The organism is Pseudoxanthomonas sp. JC1303 (assembly GCF_058448525.1).
Window position 1 is genome coordinate 495968 of the sequence record NZ_CP185958.1, and the last position, 20851, is coordinate 516818.

At 64.7% G+C, this 20851-nt stretch carries 16 protein-coding genes and 1 pseudogene; 12 read left to right on the forward strand and 5 right to left on the reverse strand.

All coding sequences use genetic code 11. The annotated features are described in order from the left end of the window. Nucleotides 1-89 precede the first annotated feature (89 nt). The 5 genes from ACORQU_RS02320 to ACORQU_RS02340 all read left to right on the forward strand — a co-directional run bounded on the left by ACORQU_RS02320 (nucleotide 90) and on the right by ACORQU_RS02340 (nucleotide 7767). A complete protein-coding gene (locus ACORQU_RS02320) occupies nucleotides 90-2555 on the forward strand; it encodes a penicillin-binding protein 1A (protein WP_491643139.1) in 2466 nt (821 codons plus the stop codon). Between the two features lie 68 nt (nucleotides 2556-2623). Beyond that, on the forward strand, nucleotides 2624-3256 hold the full coding sequence (locus ACORQU_RS02325) for a hypothetical protein (RefSeq protein ID WP_491643141.1): 633 nt from the start codon (nucleotides 2624-2626) through the stop codon (nucleotides 3254-3256). A 72-nt stretch (nucleotides 3257-3328) separates the two neighbouring features. Continuing rightward, nucleotides 3329-4933 carry a peptide chain release factor 3 gene (locus tag ACORQU_RS02330; protein WP_491643143.1) on the forward strand — a complete coding sequence of 535 codons (1605 nt, stop codon included), beginning with the start codon at nucleotides 3329-3331 and terminating at the stop codon, nucleotides 4931-4933. A gap of 112 nt (nucleotides 4934-5045) precedes the next feature. Beyond that, nucleotides 5046-5714: a PAQR family membrane homeostasis protein TrhA gene (gene trhA, locus ACORQU_RS02335; RefSeq protein WP_491643145.1), complete on the forward strand. Its 669-nt coding sequence runs from the start codon at nucleotides 5046-5048 to the stop codon at nucleotides 5712-5714. Nucleotides 5715-5799: 85 nt separating this feature from the next. After that, nucleotides 5800-7767, forward strand: a complete 1968-nt coding sequence (locus ACORQU_RS02340) for an AsmA family protein (protein WP_491643147.1) — start codon at nucleotides 5800-5802, stop codon at nucleotides 7765-7767. Between the two features lie 4 nt (nucleotides 7768-7771). On the opposite strand, the gene ACORQU_RS02345 is transcribed toward ACORQU_RS02340, so the two are convergent. From ACORQU_RS02345 to mtgA, 3 genes are read right to left on the reverse strand one after another with little or no spacing between them, the layout of a single operon-like run. Further along, entirely contained in the window at nucleotides 7772-8200 is a 429-nt protein-coding gene (locus ACORQU_RS02345; RefSeq protein WP_491643149.1) for a CBS domain-containing protein, read from the reverse strand. Beyond that, nucleotides 8160-9182, reverse strand: coding sequence for a glycosyltransferase family 2 protein (locus tag ACORQU_RS02350; protein WP_491643151.1), 1023 nt, complete (start codon nucleotides 9180-9182; stop codon nucleotides 8160-8162). The genes ACORQU_RS02345 and ACORQU_RS02350 overlap by 41 nt, the downstream gene beginning before the upstream one ends. A 2-nt stretch (nucleotides 9183-9184) precedes the next feature. Next, nucleotides 9185-9943, reverse strand: a complete 759-nt coding sequence (mtgA, locus tag ACORQU_RS02355) for a monofunctional biosynthetic peptidoglycan transglycosylase (RefSeq protein ID WP_491643153.1) — start codon at nucleotides 9941-9943, stop codon at nucleotides 9185-9187. A 221-nt stretch (nucleotides 9944-10164) separates the two neighbouring features. On the opposite strand from mtgA, the gene hslO reads away from it, so the two are divergent. The 4 genes and pseudogenes from hslO to ACORQU_RS02375 all read left to right on the forward strand — a co-directional run. After that, a complete protein-coding gene (gene hslO / locus ACORQU_RS02360) occupies nucleotides 10165-11064 on the forward strand; it encodes an Hsp33 family molecular chaperone HslO (protein WP_491643155.1) in 900 nt (299 codons plus the stop codon). 123 nt (nucleotides 11065-11187) lie between these two features. Next, nucleotides 11188-12051 (forward strand): XOO1806 family protein, encoded by an 864-nt coding sequence (locus tag ACORQU_RS02365; protein WP_271644960.1) that lies wholly within the window; start codon nucleotides 11188-11190, stop codon nucleotides 12049-12051. A 254-nt stretch (nucleotides 12052-12305) separates the two neighbouring features. Beyond that, entirely contained in the window at nucleotides 12306-15167 is a 2862-nt protein-coding gene (locus tag ACORQU_RS02370; protein ID WP_491643157.1) for a TonB-dependent receptor domain-containing protein, read from the forward strand. Nucleotides 15168-15317: 150 nt separating this feature from the next. Next, a pseudogene (locus tag ACORQU_RS02375) lies at nucleotides 15318-16059 on the forward strand (IS3 family transposase); the annotation flags it as partial. Nucleotides 16060-16193: 134 nt separating this feature from the next. Here the strand turns inward: ACORQU_RS02375 and ACORQU_RS02380 are convergent. After that, nucleotides 16194-17324, reverse strand: a complete 1131-nt coding sequence (locus tag ACORQU_RS02380; RefSeq protein ID WP_271646778.1) for a PilT/PilU family type 4a pilus ATPase — start codon at nucleotides 17322-17324, stop codon at nucleotides 16194-16196. A 95-nt stretch (nucleotides 17325-17419) separates the two neighbouring features. Then, nucleotides 17420-18457, reverse strand: a complete 1038-nt coding sequence (locus ACORQU_RS02385) for a type IV pilus twitching motility protein PilT (RefSeq protein WP_271646779.1) — start codon at nucleotides 18455-18457, stop codon at nucleotides 17420-17422. A 102-nt stretch (nucleotides 18458-18559) separates the two neighbouring features. On the opposite strand from ACORQU_RS02385, the gene ACORQU_RS02390 reads away from it, so the two are divergent. From ACORQU_RS02390 to ACORQU_RS02400, 3 genes are all read left to right on the forward strand, one after another. Beyond that, on the forward strand, nucleotides 18560-19240 hold the full coding sequence (locus tag ACORQU_RS02390) for a YggS family pyridoxal phosphate-dependent enzyme (RefSeq protein ID WP_491643158.1): 681 nt from the start codon (nucleotides 18560-18562) through the stop codon (nucleotides 19238-19240). Nucleotides 19241-19525: 285 nt separating this feature from the next. Continuing rightward, on the forward strand, nucleotides 19526-20365 hold the full coding sequence (proC, locus tag ACORQU_RS02395) for a pyrroline-5-carboxylate reductase (RefSeq protein ID WP_491643160.1): 840 nt from the start codon (nucleotides 19526-19528) through the stop codon (nucleotides 20363-20365). A 9-nt stretch (nucleotides 20366-20374) separates the two neighbouring features. After that, a complete protein-coding gene (locus tag ACORQU_RS02400; RefSeq protein WP_491643162.1) occupies nucleotides 20375-20842 on the forward strand; it encodes a DUF4426 domain-containing protein in 468 nt (155 codons plus the stop codon). Nucleotides 20843-20851: the final 9 nt, after the last annotated feature.

A 20851-nucleotide genomic window follows, 5' to 3' on the forward strand; every position in this document is an offset into this window, starting at 1 on the left:
CAAGTGTTTGTTTCCCCCGGAGAAGCCGTCCCCTGCTTCGGGATGCATCTATACTCCCGTGCCACGAATTGTGCAATCGGATGCTCCGGATGTCTCGTTTTCGCCGCCTGCTGCGCTGGGCGTTGGTCTTGTGCCTGGTCGGTGCCGTTGTCGGCGCAACGGTCTTGGGCTTCTTCTATTACTCGATCGCTGCCAAGCTGCCTTCGATCCAGTCCCTGCGCGACGTCCAGTGGCAGGAGCCGATGTACGTCTATGCCGACGACGGCAGCTTGATCGCAGTGTTCGGTGAGAATCGGCGCTATCCGGTGGACATCGAGGATGTCCCAGTCCAGGTTCGCCGCGCCTTCGTCGCCGCCGAGGACTCGAATTTCTACGAGCACGGCGGCGTTGACCCGAAGGGCATCTCCCGCGCGATCTGGCAGACCCTGACCAAGGATGGGCGCGTGGCCGGCGGCAGCACGATCACCCAGCAGGTCGCCCGACAGTTCTTCCTGAGCAACGAATACAGCTACACCCGCAAGCTGGCCGAGATGATGCTGGCCATGCGCATCGAGCGCATGCTCACCAAGGACCAGATCCTGGAGCTGTATCTCAACAAGAGCTTCTTCGGCAATCGGGCCTACGGCGTGGCGGCCGCTGCCGAGTTCTACTACGGCAAATCCCTCAAGGAACTCAGCCTGGCCGAGGCCGCCACGCTGGTCAGCTCGCTGAAGTTCCCTTCCAGCGGCAATCCGCTCAGCAATCCGGTCCGCAACCACCAGCGCTCCGTCTACGTCATCGACCGCATGCTTGAGGATGGCTACATCACCCCAGCGCAGGCGGCGCAGGCCAGGGCAGAGCCAGAGCACGCCAAGCCGCACGAGCGCCCGATCGATGTCTACGCGCCCTACGTGGCCGAGATGGTCCGCCAGGAAATGGTCGCCAAGTTCGGCGGCGATGTCCTCAACAAGGGCTACCACGTCACCACGACGATCGACCCGCTGCTGCAACCGGCCGCCGACAAGGCCGTCCGTGAAGGCTTGGAAACCTACGACCATCGCCACGGCTGGCGGGGTGCGGAGAAGCACTTCGACGTGACCGCCGGGGCCGACGCCGAGTCCCTGGCCGGCCACCTGGCCGGCCAGGTCTCCCAGGGCGGACTGGACCCGGTGATCGTCGCCTCCACCGAAGCAGACGGCAGCGCCACGGTGGTGACCCGCGATGCCAAGCTGATCACCTTGCCTGCCTCTTCCAGCAAGTGGACCGGGCGTACCCCGGCCAAGCTGCTCGAACGCGGCGACATGGTGCGTATCGCGGCCCAACGCAAGGAGACCGAAAAGCAGACCGATCCGGCCGCCAAGCCCGAGTACGTCTACACATTGGATCAGGTGCCCCAGGCCCAGTCGGCCCTGGTGTCACTGGATGCCAACAGCGGCGCCATCCGCGCATTGGTCGGCGGCTTCAGTTTCGCGGCCAACAAGTTCAATCGGGCCACACAGGCCCGTCGCCAGCCGGGCTCCAGCTTCAAGCCGTTCCTTTACGCCGCGGCGTTCGAGAAGGGCTTCAATCCGATGTCCATCGTGCTCGATGCCCCGGTCGTGTTCCGCGATCGGCGTGGGCATGTCTGGCGCCCGGGCAACGACGACGGCAAGTTCAAAGGACCGATGCGCCTGCGCGAGGCCCTGGTGCAGTCACGCAACCTGGTGTCGGTACGCCTGCTCGACGCCATTGGCGTGGACTTCGCGCGCAAATACATCAGCCAGTTCGGCTTCGAGGAATCCGAGCTTCCACCGAATCTATCGATGTCGCTGGGCTCGGCCTCGCTGACGCCGCTGTCGGTGGCCCGTGGCTATACGGTCCTGGCCAACGGGGGCTCCCTGGTGGAGACATGGCTGATCGACAAGGTCACCGACCGCGATGGCAAGGTGGTCTTCCAGGCCGACCCCGCCGTGGCCTGCCGTGCCTGCGGACGCCATGGCGCCAATGCCAAGCCGCCGAGCCAGGTGGTGGACGGCTTCAATTTCGGTCCGATGCAGGATCCGCAGGCCAGCGCATCGGCACCCTTGGCGACCTCCAAGTCGGATCCGAGCCAGGATGACGAGCCGCCGCCGGGCACCAAGGTCGCTCCGCGTGCGATCGACGAACGCACCGCCTACCAGATCGTGTCGATGATGCGCGACGTGGTCCGCCGCGGCACCGGCACGGCGGCCAACGTACTTGGCCGCGAGGACACGGCCGGCAAGACCGGCTCGACCAATGACCATCGCGACGCCTGGTTCTCCGGCTTCGCCGGCCCTTACGTGACCACGGTCTGGGTGGGCAAGGACAACTTCCGCTCGCTCGGCTACAAGGAATACGGCGGTCGTGCGGCGCTGCCGATCTGGATCGACTACATGCGCGTGGCCCTGAAGGACAAGCCGATCACCCCCAATGACCCGCCCGAGGGCATGGTCGAGGTCACGCGCAACGGGGCGACCGAATGGATCAAGGTCGAAGATCTGGATCGCATGCAGGGTGATGAAAACCTTCAGGACCAGGATCCCAGCAAGGACGAGGCGGCGTTCGACATCTTCTGATCGCTTGACCAGGGGCATCACCGGGCTCGTGTAGAGTCCGGTGGCCCCTGACGATTTTGAGGCTGGAGATGCCCCACGCCCGCCAGCATGCGCAGACCCAGACGGCGCAGCGCCGCCGACACGTGGCGCAGGAGGCTGCCCGTCTGATGGCCGAAGGCGGCATCGATGACTACAGCCAGGCCAAGCGCAAGGCCGCCAGTCGGCTGGGCATGCTGGATGAGGCGTCTCTGCCGGCCAATCGGGAAATTGAACAGGCGCTGCGCGAGTACCAGCGTCTGTTCGCCAGTCCCGACCATGCCGGGCTGCTGCGCTCGAGGCGTGCGGCAGCGCTCCAGGCGATGGCGTTTTTCGCGGACTTTTCCCCACGCCTGGCTGGCCCGGTGCTGGATGGCACCGCCGATGGGCAATCGAGCGTGCAGTTGCACCTGCACAGCGACGACGAGGACGCGATCTCGCGGTTTCTTGAGGACCACCACATCCCCGCCGATCCCCGCACGCGTCGCATCCGCCTGGACCAGGCGCGGCAGGCCGACGTCACGGTGTGGCAATTGGTCGCCGACGGGGTGAACTTCGATCTGCTCGTCCTGCCGCGCCAGGCGCTGCGCCAGACCCCCCTGTCCGCGATCGATGCACGCCCGATGGCGCGCGCTTCGGCCAGCCAGCTCGAGGCGCTGCTGGCGGCCGACGCACCGATCGGCTGAACCCGGCCGCACGGCGCCGCTATACTTATCGGCTCCCTGATTCCCCAATGCGTCCACCCGGGCGCGACGACCATGTCCGAAGTCTCCCGCGAAGCCGCGCGCCGCCGTACCTTCGCCATCATTTCCCATCCCGATGCGGGCAAGACCACGCTGACTGAAAAGCTGCTGCTGTTCGGTGGGGCGATCCAGATGGCCGGTTCGGTGAAGGGCCGCAAGGCCGCGCGCCACGCCACCTCGGACTGGATGGCGCTGGAGAAAGAACGCGGGATCTCGGTGACCTCCTCGGTCATGCAGTTCCCGTACGAGGGCAAGATCATCAACCTGCTCGACACCCCCGGCCATGCCGACTTCGGCGAGGACACCTACCGCGTGCTCACCGCGGTGGACTCGGCGCTGATGGTGATCGACGTGGCCAAGGGCGTGGAAGAGCGCACGATCAAGCTGATGGAGGTCTGCCGCCTGCGCGACACGCCGATCATGACCTTCATCAACAAGCTGGACCGCGAGGGCAAGGACCCGATCGAACTGCTCGATGAAGTGGAGACCGTGCTGGGCATCCGCTGCGCGCCGGTCACCTGGCCGATCGGCATGGGCCAGCGCCTGAAGGGCGTGGTGCACCTGATCAGCGGCGAGGTCCACCTGTACGAGCCGGGGCGCAATTTCACCCGGCAGGATTCGACCATCTTTCCGTCGATCGACGATCCGGGTCTGGAGGCTAGGATCGGTCCGCAGATGCTGGCCAGCCTGCGCGACGAACTGGAACTGGTCCAGGGGGCGAGCAATCCCTTCGACCTGGACGCCTACCTGAGCGGCCAGCAGACCCCCGTCTTCTTCGGCTCGGGCGTGAACAACTTCGGCGTACAGCCGCTGCTGGACTTCTTCGTCGAACACGCTCCGGCCCCGCAGCAGCGCGCGACCACCGGGCGCGAAGTGCAGCCCACCGAAGGCAAACTGACCGGCTTCGTGTTCAAGATCCAGGCGAACATGGACCCGCAGCATCGCGACCGCGTGGCCTTCATGCGCGTGTGCTCGGGCCGCTTTGCCGCCGGCATGAAGGCCTTTCACGTACGCAGTGGCAAGGAGCAGAAGCTGGCCAACGCGCTGACCTTCATGGCCTCCGACCGCGAGATCGCCGCCGAGGCCTATCCGGGTGATGTGATCGGCATCCACAACCACGGCACGATCTCCATCGGCGACACCTTCACCGAGGGCGAATCCTTAAGCTTCACCGGCATCCCCAACTTCGCCCCCGAACTGTTCCGCCGCGCGCGCCTGCGCGATCCGCTCAAGCTCAAACAGCTGCAGAAGGGCTTGGCCCAGCTCTCCGAGGAAGGCGCCACCCAGTTCTTCCGCCCGCTGATGAGCAACGACCTGATCCTGGGCGCGGTGGGCGTCCTGCAGTTCGACGTGGTGGCCTACCGGCTGAAGGACGAATACGGCGTCGATGCGATCTTCGAGCCGGTTGGGGTGACCACCGCACGCTGGGTGCATTGCGACAACGAGAAGAAGCTTGAAGAGTTCCGCGAGAAGAACGCGATGAACCTGGGCATCGACGCGGCCGGCGAACTGGTCTACCTGGCGCCAACCCGGGTCAATCTTCAGCTGGCCCAGGAACGGGCACCGGACGTGCGCTTCTCGGCCACGCGCGAACACGCCTACAGCGTGGTCACCGACTGAGCGGTCGCAGGCGCCAGGCAAGCTGAACATGGGCCCGTCTCGCCGACCCAGCCGGTCCACTGCAGGGCTGGCCTGCCATGTTGTTGAGAATGGATTGCGTTAAAGTCGGTCTATGGCTTTACAGGCGCACCCCGAGACCAACCTGCGCGACGAGATCGCCAGCGCCCTGACCCACGGCCTGGGCGCGGTCGGGGCGCTCGCCGGTGGCGCCGTATTGATCACCCTGGCCGCGCTCTACGGCGATGGCTGGCAGCTCGGCACTGCCATCGTGTTCAGCGTCACCCTGCTGCTGCTGTATGTGGCCTCCACGCTCTACCACGCCATCCAGCACCCCATGGCCAAGGCGCGGCTGCAGATCTTCGATCATTGCGCGATCTATCTGCTGATCGCCGGCACCTACACCCCGATCCTGTTGATCGGTATGCGCGGCCCCTGGGGTTGGGGCATGTTTGCCGCGATCTGGTCCATCGCCGCGTTCGGTGTGGTCTTCAAGCTGTTCTTCACCGGGCGCTTCAAGCTGCTGTCCACAGCCATTTACGTGGCGATGGGCTGGCTGGTCGTGATCGCCATCGAACCGCTGCTGAAGTCCGTCGATGGCTTCACGCTTGGCTGGTTGTTGGCCGGCGGCGTGTTCTATACGCTGGGAACCTACTTCTACCAGCGCGACTCAGTCCGCTATTTCCATGCGATCTGGCATCTGTTCGTGCTGGCCGGCAGCGTGTGCCACTTCGTGGCGGTGACCGGCCAGGTGCTGGTGCCGCGCTTGCACCACGGCGGCTGATCGGACCCGAGCCTGGCACGAACGACTGAATACCCGCAGGCGTCTTCGCAGGCCGTGAACACCTGGCCCACAGATAGTGACGGCCATGGACCCAGCCACTTACCCGTCACGCAATCCCGCACGCGCCCATCCGCTGCTGACCGCGCTTGGCATCCTGGCGGTGCTCGTCCTATTGCTAGTCCTGCTGTGGGACTGGAACTGGTTCAAAGGTCCTGTCGAACGCGCAGTCGAGGCCCGCACGGGCCGCGCCTTTCATATCGACGGCGACCTGGATGTCGACCTGGGCCGGATCACCATCGTCCGCGCGGATGGTCTACGACTGGGCAATAGCGACTGGGCAAGCAAGACCGCAGCGACTATGGCCACCGCCAAGCGCTTGGAGATCAAGCTGGACGCGCCTCAGCTGATCTTCCACGGCCGCGTCGTGCTTCCCGCGATCCGATTGGAGCGCCCGGTGATCGAGTTGCAGAACCGCGCTGCCGGCGAAGGGGGCAACTGGGTCTTTGAAGACACCCGTACCGCCGGCCGCGACGAGGAGGGGACCATGCCGCGCATCGGCGCGCTCATCGTCGAAGACGCGCGCCTGCATTATCTGGATCCGCCCAACCAGACCGACCTGCGCATTGAGGCCAACAGTGGGCAGCCCGATGCGCAGTACAAGGCACCGCCAATCGACCTGTCAGGCAGTGGCCGCTGGGCGGCCAACACCTTCACCCTGGCCGGGCGCATCCAGTCCCCGCTGGATCTGGCCCAGACGCAGCGACCCTACCTGATCGATCTGCGGGCCGCCGCGGGGGCCACCAAGGCCCACGCCCGGGGCACGCTGATCGACCCGCTGCACCTGGGCGGATTCAACCTGCGCATGTCGCTGGCCGGGCAGGACCTGGCGGACCTGTACCCCCTGATCGGCGTGGCGATCCCGGCATCGCCGCCTTACGCGCTCGATGGCACCCTGACGCGGACCGGCTCGACCTGGCATTACGACCACTTCAGCGGCACGCTGGGTGACAGTGACCTCCACGGCGCCGTGGCGGTGAGCACCGGCGGGCCGCGTCTGAAGCTTGAGGCCGATCTGACCTCTAGGCGCCTGGATTTCGACGATCTGGCCGGCTTCGTCGGCGCGCCGCCCAAAGGCGGCGCGGGCGAGACCCGTAACGCTGAACAGACCCATCAGGCCGCCCAGCTGGCCACAAGTCCACGCGTCCTGCCCCAGACGCGCTACGACCTGTCCAAACTGCGCTCGATGGATGCGGACGTGCGATGGAAGGCCGCGCGCATCAACGCCCCCAAGCTTCCCATCGACGACATGGACGCGCATCTGGTCCTGACCGACGGACTGCTTGAATTGCGACCCCTGAATTTCGGCGTCGCAGGCGGCGACATCCGCTCCACGATTCGCATGGATGCGCGCCAGTCGACAATTCGCACCCGCGCCGACATTTCCGTGCGCAAGCTCAATCTGGGGCAATTGTTTCCGCAGGTAAAACTGACCCAGGACGCCATCGGACGCATTGGCGGCAGCATCAACATCGAAACTTCGGGCAATTCGATCGCCGCCATGGCGGCCAACGCCAACGGCGAGCTGGGCGTCGGCATGGGCAAGGGCCATCTCCCGCAGCTTCTGGTGGAACTGGCCGGGCTGGATGTGACGCAGTCGCTGGGCTACCTCTTCGATCAGGACAAGCAGGTCCCTATCCGGTGCGCATTCGCTGATTTCGGTGTCAAGGATGGGCTCATGCAAAGTCGCGCCATGGCATTCGACACCACCGACACCATCGTGCTGGGCGCGGGCTCGATTAATCTCAAGGACGAATCGCTGGACCTGACCCTGACCCCGCGCCCCAAGGATCGCAGCATCCTGAGTTTCCGCACGCCGCTGGAGATCGGTGGCACCTTCAAGGACCCGTCGTTCCGCCCCAACCTGAAGAAGCTCGGCTTGCGCGGGGCGATCGCGCTGGCGCTGGGTACCATCGCCCCGCCAGCAGCCTTGCTGGCCACGATCGACCCGGGTGGTGGACAGGACAGCCAGTGCGGCGGCCAGTACGCCAAGTGACGCTTCAGGAAGCGACGTAGCGTTGCAGCGCGTCCAGATCGGCCTGCTGCTCCTCGATCACCGCCTTGACAAAATCACCGATCGACACCACCCCGATCACCCGCCCTTCGTCGATCACCGGCAAATGGCGGAAACGACGACGCGTCATCACCTCCATGCAGTGGGCAACGCTCTGGTCCGGCTCGACCGTCACGACCTGCGTGGTCATGATCTGATCGACGCGCGTGTTGTGCGATGAACGCTCCAGCAGGACCACCTTGCGCGCGTAATCTCGCTCGGACAGGATCCCGACCAGCACCTCACCGCGCATCACCAGCACCGCCCCGACACTGTGCCGGTCCATCTTGCGAACCGCCTCGAACACCGCTTCATGCGGCTCGACCGCGACCAGCTCAGCGGTCTTGCCGTCCAGCAACTGCTTCACCGTGCGCATGGGACGCTCCGGTAGCCTCGGTTGGTCCGGAGGATACGCCTTCGCTGGCCGGGTTCCACTGGTCAATCAGATACAACGGTCTCTGTTTGGCCTCGTCGTACAGTCGGCCCAGGTATTCCCCGATCATTCCCAGGGCGATCAGCTGCGTCCCCCCCAGAAAGAGCACGACGGTCATTATGCTGGGCCAACCCGCGACCGGATCGCCGTGCCACAACGCGCGCACCACGATCATCACGGCATAGATGAAGGCCAGCGCCGCCACCAGCAGTCCGAGATAGGTGGCGGCCCGCAAGGGGGCGGTGGAGAAGCTGGTAATGCCCTCCAGCGCGAAGTTCCACAGCTTCCAGGCACTGAAGTTGCTGCGACCGGCGATGCGCGCCTCTCGGTGATACGGAATGGCGCGCTGGCCATATCCCACCCAGCCGAACAGGCCTTTCATGAACCGGTGCCGCTCGCGCAACTGTTTGAGTGCCTGCTGGGCACGCGGCGACAGCAGGCGGAAATCGCCGGTATCGGCCGGGATCGGGGTCTTGGACAGGCGTCCAATCACCCGGTAGAAGCCGTGCGCGCTGAACCGCTTGAGCCAGGTCTCGCCATCGCGCTCGACCCGTGTGCCGAACACGTTGTCATACCCCTCCCGCCAGGCGGCGACGAACTGGGGGATAAGCTCCGGCGGGTCCTGTCCATCGGCATCCAGGATCAGCACGGCGCTGTGCGGCGCGACAAGATCCAGTCCGGCGGTCAAGGCCGCCTCCTTACCGAAATTGCGCGACAGCCGCAGTACTCCGACCCGCCGGTCCTCCTCCGCAAGGCGCTGCATCACCTCCCAGGTCGCGTCCAGGCTGCCGTCATCGACATAGATCACGCGCCAGTCCAAGGCCTCCAGTTGGACCAGCACTGCCCGAAGGCGTGGATGCAAGGCCGGCAGGGACTCCGCCTCGTTGCGCGCAGCCACCACCACGGTCAGACAATCACGGGCCATGGTTACTCCAGTTCATCCAGATAAGCGGTGCCGCCGAGCTGTCGCACCTGACGTTGTATCCAGGCCGCCCGTCGCTGCACGTAGGGACCCGGCCTGCTCGCGCTGTAGCGTCCGGGGGCGGGCAGCACCGCGGCCAATCGGGCGGCCTGGTCGCCACTGAGCCGGGACGCATCGATCCCCCAGAACGCCTGCGATGCGGCCTGCGCCCCATAGATCCCGTCGCCGAACTCGGCGATGTTGGCATAGACCTCCAGGATCCGCTGCTTGGGCCAGAACAGCTCGATCAGCACGGTGTACCAGGCCTCGATGCCCTTGCGCACATAGCTGCGGCCGGACCAGAGGAAAAGATTCTTGGACACCTGCTGGCTGATGGTGCTGGCGCCGCGAAGTCTGCCACCGCGCTCATTGTGCGCCCTGGCCTTTTCGATGGCTTGCAGGTCGAAGCCCGAATGCGTGGCGAAGCGCTGGTCTTCCGCGGCGATCATCGACAGCGGAAGTGCTGGTGCGATCCGGTCGAAATCGCGCCACGCGTAGCGCGGATGGAACGCCCACTGCCCGTCTCCCCAGGCGTCGAGCTGCCGCGTCACCATGAAGGCCGAAAACGGCGGATCGACAAAGCGCAGCACCAGCACCTGCAAGGCACTCCCGGCCGCGAAAAGCAGAGGCAGCGCGAGTAGCCAGCGGCGCCAACGCCGCAATCGACTTCGGCGCAGCGGCACATCGGCAACAGGGCTCTCATGATTGAGTTGCGGGTCGGGCATCCCGACGATGTTAACCTCCCCGCGCTTTCTGACACGACCTTTGCCACGCCCCCGCCTGGCCATCGCCCTATCGGCCCGCATGCGAGCCTGGCATGGCGCGTGAAGCCCCTCCGGGGTCCTGCAGCCGTCAGCTCCCTGCCCGCCTCGACTTGGAATGGCTCCTCATCGCCCACACGATAGGAAGTTAATTCCTGCCTGTGGCGACAACGCCGAATCCTGCCATGCCCGAGATCGATGACACGCGCGATACGCGCCTTCGTTTCCTTCTGCCCGTCGCCGGCGTGCGCGGTGTCTGCGTTCGCCTGGACCAGGCCTGGACCACGCTGTTGGAGCCGGCAGCCTACCCTGATCGCGCGCGCGACCTGCTTGGCCAGGCCGTGGCAGCTTCCGCCCTGTTCACCGGCCACGTGAAGATCGACGGACGCCTGTCCATCCAACTGCGCAGTAGCGGCGGCATGCGGACCCTGTTTGCCGAATGCACGTCGGCCGGCACCGTGCGCGGCATCGTGCAGTTGGCCGAAGGCGCCGATGCTCCGTCGGACCTGACCGCCCTTGGCCAGGACGCGCTGCTGGCCATCACCATCGAGAACCCCGGGCTGGATCCTCGCGAACCGCAGCGTTACCAAAGCCTGGTGGAGCTGGCAGCGCCTTCGCTGGATGGCGCCTTCGAGGATTATTTCCGCAACTCCGAGCAGCTGCCGACCCGTCTGCTGCTCGCAGCAGATGCCGACCAGATTGCCGGCATCATGCTGCAGAAGCTCCCCGGCGACGAAGGCGATACCGATGGCTGGCGGCGGGCCGGCACGCTGTTCGAGACGCTCGGTCGCGATGAACTGCTGCAGACCCCGCCGGCGCAGTTGCTGCACCGCCTGTTCCACGAGGAAGAAGTTGCCATCGTGGATCGGCAGCCCTTGCGCTTTGCCTGTTCTTGCTCTCGCGAACGCGTCGAAGGCATGCTCGCCTCGCTGGGCCAGGAAGAAGCCATGGCCGCGGCCGAGGAAGGCACGGCCGAGGTCCGCTGCGAGTTCTGTGGCCGGTCTTACCTGTTCAGCCCCGACCAGATCGAGGCGCTCTTTGCGCCCGGAACGCTCATGGCGCAGGGACCTGAGCGCCTGCAGTGAGTGAGGTCACGAACTGACACAGCGCCTTCACGCAGATCTTGTTAAATAAACATAAATCGGATAATTTTCCGTAACCCTCACGTGACGGGAACTTCTTCCCGTCCCGTCTGTCTGAGTCGCACGATGCGCCTTCCTTTCCGCCGTTCGCTGCTTGCGCTGCTGCTCGCCACCTCGGCGAGCATGGGTGCGCATGCCCAAACGCGCGGGAATGCCACCGCGGGCACCACGATGCTGCCGGTCTGGAACAGCCGTGGCCAGGTCGAAGGCGCCCTGATTCTCGAACCCACCGACGAGGCCGCTGCCGGGGCGCGCTGGCGGCTGGGGCGCAACACCCTGAGCGCCGCATTCGGCCTGGATTCGAGCGAGTCGCTGGGGCTGCTGTGCAACAACCGCAATGGTATCGGCAGCAGCATCAGCAGCCTGATCGCCTATTGCAACGTGGCGATGGTGAATGACGACGCGTCCTCCAGCAACGACCAGCATTTCAACGCCTCGGCCAGCCTGAGTCGCCCGGAAGGCAAGCTCGGGTTGAGCGTGGGAACCGGTCGGGACACCCTGCCAGCCTGGATGTCTCCCGGCAGTTCGTCGGCTGGACGCTTCGAGCAGAACGATCTGGCCGTGTTCGGGCAGAAGAACATCGGCCGCGAGGGCTTTGTCACCATCGGCGGCACGCTAGCGCGGGCACGGCTGGTACCCGCGTCGGAGCTGAGCATCATCCCCGATCGTTGGAACAGCAAGAGCTTCAGCTTTGGCGGAGGCTACGGCCCCTTCAGCGGCAGCATCATCGGCCGCGTCATCGATGCCCCTGGCCAGCCGGGCAAGTGGGAAGGCCTTGGTGTTGGACTGACCTGGCGCACCCCATGGAGCGGCCAGCTGACCGTAGGCGCGGAAAACATCGTCACCAGCGGCAAGAATCCATTTGCCCCGGACGCCCCGATCGCCGACGACGGCACCGTGCCGTACGTGCGATACGAGCAGGATCTCTAAGCGCACCGACGCACGCTGATACACGCCACGGTGCGTGACCACACTGTCATCACTCAGTTCAGGCGGCGGACGGCGACCGACCGTTTCACAACTGGTTGCGCGCAGCTTTCTTAAAAAATTCCGAACTATTAACGCGGCTTTAATTTTTACGACAAGGGCGGTAACATCCGGGCAACCGGCGACAAATGGTTCAAAATGAAACCAGATCGTCGGGGACGACATCGTATTCGCGCGAATCATTCGGAGAGACCCAGATGAAGTGCACTACCCACAAACTGCGCGACGCAGTTGTGCTGGCCTTGGCTGCCAGCGCCGGCATCGGCAACGCCTACGCCCAAGAGTCCGACTCCAAGGCCACCAACTTGGATCGCATTGAAGTCACCGGCTCGCGCATCCGCCAGGTGGATACTGAAACGGCCCAGCCGCTCCTGCTGATTAGCCGCGAGGCAATCGAGAAGCAGGGCTACAAGTCCGTTGCAGATATCCTGCAAAACATCCCCACTGCGGGATCGCCTGCTATCAGCCGCACTTCGCCGCTGAGCTCAGGTGAGGCTGTCGGCGGCTATTACATCGACCTGAGGAATCTGGGTGCCAACCGCACTTTGATCCTGGTCGACGGCAAGCGTCTGGGCATCACCAATGATGGCTTGCAGGACGTTGCGTCCATCCCTGCAGTGATGGTCGAACGTATTGAAGTACTGAAGGATGGCGCGTCGACGATCTATGGTTCCGATGCGATTGCTGGCGTGATCAACATCATCACCCGCAAGAATTTCGAAGGTGCCGAAGCCAACGCCTATATCGGCCAGTGGGGCCAGGGCGACGGCCAACGCGAGGTCTACGATTTCACAATGGGCTTCACTGGTGATCGTGGCTCGCTGACGGCTGGCGTGGAATACACCAAGGAAGATCCGGTGTTCGCCAAGGACCGCTGGTTCAGCCGCGATCGTTTCCCGACCGGCGAGAAAAGCGATCCGCGCCCAGGTGGCCTTTCCGGCACGAGCCAATATGGCCGTTTCCGCTACAACGGAGTCGACTACACACTCCGCCGCGACGTGCCTGGCCTTGATCCCTCCGATTTCGCCAGCTACCGCCCAATCAATAGCAGTGACGTGTCAAATCCGGCGCTCGCCTCTACGGTCTATAGCGGCATCGAGCGCAAGTCGGCTTTTATGAACGGCCACTTCGACTTTACTGACAATGTGGGTTTCGATACCAGCATTCTGTACACCGATCGTGACTCGTTCGCGCAGAACGCAGGCTATCCCTTCAATAGTGCCAACTTCGACCTGAGCAGCGGCGGCCTGTCTGCTGACAGCGTGTTCAATCCTGTCGGGCAGGATGTTCAGTACGTGCGGCGTGGCTGGGAAGTGCCGCGTGAAGTCCGCAATAGCCTGACCACCTACCGCTTCACTGGCGCGTTCAGTGGCGCATTTGATATCGGTGAGAAGACTTGGGACTGGGAAGCTGGCTATCTATACAACCAGAATAAAGGCACCCAGGTCAGCACCGGCAACCTGAACACTTATGCAGCGGGCTTGGCGACCGGTCCGTCTTTCATCAATTCGCAGGGGCAGGCGCAGTGTGGTACCGCAGCTAATCCCATTCCTCTAGGTGCGGGTCCCGGTGCTTGCACGCCCTGGAATCCGTTGGTCCCCGAAGGCTATGCGGCCTCCAACGGCTTGGCCGATCCGAATGTCCAGGCCTATCTGTATCAGCCGGGCCAGGCATTGTCCGAGACCGAAACCAAGATCTATTACGCGAACGTGTCCGGCATCCTCGCCAGCCTGCCTGCGGGAGACCTTGGTATTGCGGTCGGCTTCGAACATCGTAGTGAAAGCGGCTCGTTCTCACCGGATGCTCTAGCTCAGACCGGTATCTCGACCGACCTGGCCGCCGGTCCCACCAAGGGTGGCTATTCGCTTGACGAAGCCTACCTTGAGCTGCAGGTACCGATCCTGTCTGAACTACCGCTCGCCGAAGAACTCAGCGTCAACTTGGCAACCCGTTACTCTGACTACGACACTTTCGGCGATACCACCAACAGCAAGTTCGGCTTCAAGTGGAAGCCAATTAAATCGTTGCTGGTGCGCGGCACCTATGCTGAGGGCTTCCGTGCGCCGACGGTCGCCGACCTGTATGGCGGTATCTCGCAGAGCTTCGAGTACTACACCGATCCGTGCGATACCTCTTTCGGTCCGGCCGCCAATAGCGCTGCATGCTTGGCTGACGTCCCGGCTAACTTCCATCAGTTGAACGGTTCGGGCACCGCACCAGCGCCCGGCCCGGGCGAGCAGAGCAACGTCCCGTTCGTAGCAGGCTCGACTCCGACTCTGACCCCCGAAACCTCCAAGTCCAAAACCTTGGGCGTGGTGTGGAGCCCGGAGTTCATTGCTGGATTCAACGCATCCTTGGACTGGTGGAATTACAAGATCGAGAACACCATCGTTGCCGATTCGCCAGACGATCTGCTCAATGACTGCTACCTGCGTGGCATTGCATCACGTTGCGCGGGCCCCAACACGTTCACCCGCGACCCGGCGACTGGTGCGATCACCGCGCTTTCGTTCGGCTTACGCAATGCGGGTTATGTTGAAACCGAAGGCTTCGACTTCGACGCCAACTATCGTCTGGCTACGGATTACGGCACCTTTAGTGCGGCCTGGTTGAGCACGTATGTCTCCAAGTACGAGCTCAAGTCCGACAACCTTGAAGGCGCGCCGAGCCAGCTGAACGGTTACGACGGTTATTTCCGGATCCGCTCAAACCTGACCTTGGGCTGGGAACTGGGCGATCTGCAGATCACCTGGTCCGCACGCTACTATTCCAGTGTCAAGGAAGATTGCTACTTTGACGATCGTTGCAGCCTGCCGGACTTTACGGCGCCCGAATTTGAGGGCGCAATCGTGCCGAAGAACAAAATCGGCTCGAACACCTTCCATGACGTGCAGGTCAGTTACAACACGCCTTGGAATGCGACGATTGCCGTCGGCGCCAATAATGTCTTTGAGCATTACGCAGCCCCCCAATACGCCCAGCCGAACTCCGGCTATTCGTACTACGGCGGCTATGATATCGGGCGCTTCGTCTACATGAAGTATCAGCAGCGCTTTTGATAGAAAGAAATACGGTTAAAAACAGCGGCCCCATTGGGGCCGTTGTTTTTTTAAGCGACTGATCTAAATGTCAATGAAAAAAAGCGGCTGACTCGCCTCCCCTTATCACGGACATTTACAAGAACGCCGATCGAGGCCCGAGAAGTGTTCATGTCGAAGCGAAGGAAGTTCGGTGCGAAATTCAAGCGTGGTGCGGTTGAACGGGCCAGCCGGCCGGGCGTGAGTTGTGCCCAGGTCGCGCGGGGGCTGGGATCGGCGACAACCTGCTGACCGTCTGGAAGTGGGAAACCCAGCGCCAGGGCAAAGTGGTCTTCGTCGACACCGGGACGCCACGTGACGAACAAGTGGCACAGCTCAAGCGCGAGCTGGCGCAGGTGGAGAAGGAGCGAGATTTTTTGCGAGCAGCGGCGACGTTCTTTGCCAAAGCATCATCTTGTTTCCAGTTCGGCTGATATGTCGCTGCCCGCAGGTGTCGGCCAGCGGCTGTTACGACTGGAGCAAGCGCTTGCCCTGCGCTCGTGAACTCGACGACACGCGGCTGCTTGAGCGGATCCGCGAGCTGCACGATGACAGCCGGAGAAGTCTGGGTGCCAGTCGCGTGTACGAAGACTTGGCCGATGAAGGCGAGTCATCTAGTCTGACCCCTATGGCCCGGCTGGTGGCAGCCGATGGCCTGCAGGGCCGGCCGCGCGGCCGAAGCCCCGCAGTTAACGCGCTCAGCCGCCGCTGACGCCACCGAATGTACGCAACCTGCTGAAACGTGACTTCACCGCGCGGGAATCGGAGACCAATTGCGTCACCGACATCACCGAGCTTAAGACCGGCGAAGGCAAGCTCTACCCGTGCGGTGGTGCTGGACCTTTTAAACCAGCGGGTCGTGGGCTGGTCAATGTGACGCGCCCCATGCGGCGGTCGCGATCGAGAGCGAGCGATTTCGGGCATGGTGTGTGCCGCGCCCTGAACCACCGAAGGTGATTTGCACCCTGCGGCGCCATTAGGCGTCCGCGCTCACCTGCTCATCCTGCGTCAGCGCGCCTCGGCCACCTCGACCCCGTCCAGCCCCTGGGCCAGGGTGCGCGCGTCGCCGCCGGAGGCCAGCTTGATGCGCAGGCGCACTTCGTTCTGCGAGTCGGCATAGCGCAGCGCGTCCTCGTAGGAGATCTCGCCGGCCTGGTAGAGCTCGAACAGGCTCTGGTCGAAGGTCTTCATGCCCAGGTTGGTGGACTCCTTCATGACCTCCTTGAGCTTGTGGATCTCGCCTTCGCGGATGTAGTCCTGGATCAGCGGCGTGCCGAGCATGATCTCCATCGCTACCCGGCGCGCCTTGCCATCCGGGGTCGGCACCAGTTGCTGGGCGACCACGCCGCGCAGGTTCAGCGACAGGTCCATCAGCAACTGGCTGCGACGGTCCTCGGGGAAGAAGTTGATGATGCGGTCCATCGCCTGGTTGGCGTTGTTGGCGTGCAGGGTGCACAGCACCAGGTGGCCGGTTTCGGCGAAGGAGATGGCGTGGTCCATGCCTTCGCGGGTGCGCACCTCGCCGATCATGATCACGTCCGGCGCCTGGCGCAGGGTGTTCTTCAGCGCGTTCTCCCAGCTATCGGTGTCGATGCCGACCTCGCGCTGGGTGATGATGCAGCCCTCGTGCTTGTGCACGAACTCGATCGGGTCCTCGATGGTGATGATGTGCCCGGTCGAGTTCTGGTTGCGGTAGCCGATCATCGCCGCCAGCGAGGTCGACTTGCCGGTGCCGGTGGCGCCGACAAAGATGATGATGCCGCGCTTGGTCATCGCCAGGGTCTTGATCACCGGCGGCAGGTTGAGCTCGTCGACGCTGGGGATCTTGGTCTCGATCCGGCGCAGCACCATGCCAACCTGGTTGCGCTGGTAGAAGCAGCTCACGCGGAAGCGGCCCACGCCGGCCACGCCGATGGCGAAGTTGCACTCGTGGGTCTTCTCGAACTCTTCGCGCTGGGCCGGCGTCATGACGTTGAGCACCAGATCGCGCGACTGTTGCGGGGTCAGCGGCGTCTGGGTGATCGGGGTCAGCTTGCCATGCACCTTGATCGACGGCGGCATGCCGGAGGTGATGAACAGGTCCGATGCCTTCTGGTGCGACATCAGCTTGAGGAACGAGGTGAAGTCGATGCTGCTCATCTGTCTCTCCGTGGGCCGTCGGCCCGGGTGGGGTCAGCGGCAAAACGCATGGGATCGAACCTGTCGGTCGCCACGTGGCGACCACGCACCGGCGATTACTCGAACAGGCGCTTGTCCTTGGCGTATTCCTTGGCCTGCTGGCGCGTGATCTGGCTGCGCTTGACCAGGTCCTGCAGGTGCTGGTCCAGGGTCATCATGCCGAACTGCTGGCCTGTCTGGATGGCCGAATACATCTGCGCGACCTTGTCCTCGCGGATCAAGTTGCGGATGGCCGGGGTGCCGACCATGATTTCCCACGCGGCGGTACGCCCGCCGCCGACCTTCTTCAGCAGGGCCTGGGAGATCACCGAGCGCAGCGACTCGGACAACATTGAGCGCACCATCGGCTTTTCGCCGGCCGGGAACACGTCGATGATGCGATCGATGGTCTTGGCCGCCGAACTGGTGTGCAGAGTGCCGAACACCAGGTGGCCGGTTTCCGCGGCGGTGAGCGCCAGGCGGATGGTTTCCAGGTCGCGCAACTCGCCGACCAGGATGTAGTCGGGGTCCTCACGCAGCGCCGAGCGCAGCGCTTCGTTGAAGCCGTGGGTGTCGCGGTGCACCTCGCGCTGGTTGATCAGGCACTTCTGCGAGGTGTGCACGAATTCGATCGGGTCCTCGACGGTGAGGATGTGGCCGTATTCGTTCTTGTTGATGAAGTCGATCATCGCCGCCAGCGTGGTCGACTTGCCCGAGCCGGTCGGCCCGGTCACCAGGATCAGCCCCTGCGGCTGCTGGACCATCTCGCGGAACAGCGGCGGGCAGCCCAGGTCCTCCAGGGTCAGCACTTCGGACGGAATCGTGCGGAACACCGCGCCGGCGCCACGGTTCTGGTTGAACGCGTTGACGCGGAAGCGGGCCAGCGAGGGAATCTCGAAGGAGAAGTCGACTTCGAGGAATTCCTCGTAGTCGCGGCGCTGCTTGTCCGACATGATGTCGTAGACCAGCGCGTGGACCTGCTTGTGGTCCAGCGCGGGGATGTTGATGCGGCGGACATCGCCGTCCACGCGGATCATCGGCGGCAACCCGGCGGACAGGTGCAGGTCCGAAGCCTTGTTCTTGACCGAGAAGGCCAGCAGTTCGGCGATATCCATGCGTTGCGTGTTCCCCTGTGGAAAGTACTGCGAAACTGGAAGCCTACATCCCCGAAAGGCAGTATAGCGCCCTTGTCGCACCTGCCAACGAGCTTGCCCGCCGTGCTTTCCGACCGTCTCGCCGACACCCTGAACAGGCTGAACAACGCGGCCACCGAGGCCGCCCGGCCAGTGCCCACGCTGGTGGCGGTGTCCAAGTTTCAGCCCGCCCAGGCCGTCGCGGCCCTGGCCGAGGCCGGCCAGCGCGTGTTCGGCGAAAACTACGTGCAGGAGGCGCAGGCCAAGCAGGCCGAGCTGAACAGGCCAGACCTGGTCTGGCACCTGATCGGCCACCTGCAGTCCAACAAGGCCGCGCTGGCGGCCGAGCTGTTCGACTGGGTGCAGACCGTGGACCGGCCCAAGCTGGTGAGTGCACTGGCCCAGGCACGACAGCCGGAGCGCGGCCCGCTGAATGTCCTGATCCAGGTCAACATCGACGACGAGGCCAGCAAGCATGGCTGCGCGCCGCAGGACATCGACGCGCTGGCCGCCGCCGTCACCGCCCAGCCCGCCCTGGCGCTGCGCGGCCTGATGGCCATCCCGGCGCCACACGAAGACCCGGCCCTACGCAGGGCCGCCTTCGCCCGGATGAAGCAGCTGTTCGACTCCCTGGCCGCGCAGCATTCCGGCGTGGACACCTTGTCGATGGGCATGAGCGAGGACTGCGCGCTGGCGGTGGCCGAGGGCGCCACGATGGTGCGCGTAGGCACCGCCTTATTCGGTCCGCGGTCTGCAAAAGCCTGAGCTTTTGTGAAAGCCGCCACGGCGGCCATCGGGGCTCGACAGCACCCACGCAGCGCCGAGCTTGCTCGGCTGAGGCCTTCGCGATAGAGCCCCCGTCGAACAAACGTGGTCGAAGGCATTTTCGGTCAAGCCTCGTCGAGCAAGCTCGGCGCTACAGTGGGAGCGGCCATGGCGGCGATCTGGGTGTGCCCGGGAAAACCACCTCGCCGCCGTGGCGGCTTCCGCAAGAAGCAGCGTGATGCGGCGATAATTGGGCGGGTTCTCCCGACGCAACAGGTGCATGCCATGACTTCGACCCAGACGACCGCTTCCGACACCATCGCCTTCATCGGCGGCGGCAACATGGCCCGCAGCCTGATCGGCGGACTGGTGGCGCGCGGCACCGCGCCGTCGGACATCCGCGTGGCCGAGCCGGTGGCCGAGCTGCGCCAGGGCCTGGCCGACAAGTTCGGGGTGCAGGTCTTCGAGAACGCCGCCGAGGCCGTACAGGGCGCGGCCCTGTGGGTGTTCGCGGTCAAGCCGCAGGTGATGCGCGGGGTGTGTGAGTCGCTGGCCGCTGCGGCGCAGGTGCAGCGCCCCCTGGCCGTGTCCATCGCCGCCGGCATCACCGCCGGGCAGCTGGCGCGCTGGCTGGGCGGCGCTGCAGCGGTGGTGCGCGCCATGCCCAATACGCCCTCCATGCTGGGCGCGGGCGTGACCGGGCTGTTCGCCTCGCCCGAAGTCGATGCCGCCGGCCGCGCGCGCACCGAGACCCTGCTGTCCAGCGCCGGCCCGACGGTGTGGATCGAGGACGAGGCGCAGATGGACGCGGTCACCGCCGTGTCCGGCAGCGGCCCGGCCTATGTGTTCCTGCTGGCCGAAGCGATGGAGGCCGCCGGCATCGCCCAGGGCCTGCCGGCCGCGGCGGCGCGCACGCTGACCCTGCAGACCATCCTCGGGGCGGCGCGCATGCTGACCGAATCGGACGAAGCCCCGGCCGAACTGCGCCGACGCGTCACCTCGCCCAACGGCACCACACAGGCCGCGATCGAGACGTTCCAGGCCGGCGGGCTGGAAGCCCTCACCGCCAAGGCGATCGCCGCTGCGGCACGCCGTGGCGGCGAGCTGTCCGCCGCCAACGATTGAGTCGGCGCGATGGCCGCCCCGCACCGCCCTCGCCTGGCCGGGCTTGCCTGCGCGCTGGCCCTGGCCGCTTGCTCTGAGCAGCAGACGCCGCAGCGGGTCACGCCGATCGCGCCGCCCGAGGCGGTGCAGGATCTCGGCACGGTGCGAGTGCGCTACAACGCCCTGCCCAGTCTGTCGATGAATGCGACGGCCGCGCAGGCCTACGGGATCGAGCGCGGCGCTGGCCGCGCGCTGGTCGTGGTCGTGCTACGCCGGATGGAGGCAGGCCAGGAGCAGCCCCTGCAAGGCGAGGTCAGCGGCATGGCCACCGATCTGTCCGGCCGCCGCCAGCCGATCGCCTTCCGTCCCGTGCGCACCGGCGACTACGTCGACCACATCGGCGTGGTAGATGTCAGTGCGCACGACACGCTGCGCTTCGCGCTGCAGGTCAGCAGCGATGCCGGGGGCGGCGCGGTGCGTTTCGAGCGCAGTTTCTGAGCGCGCCTG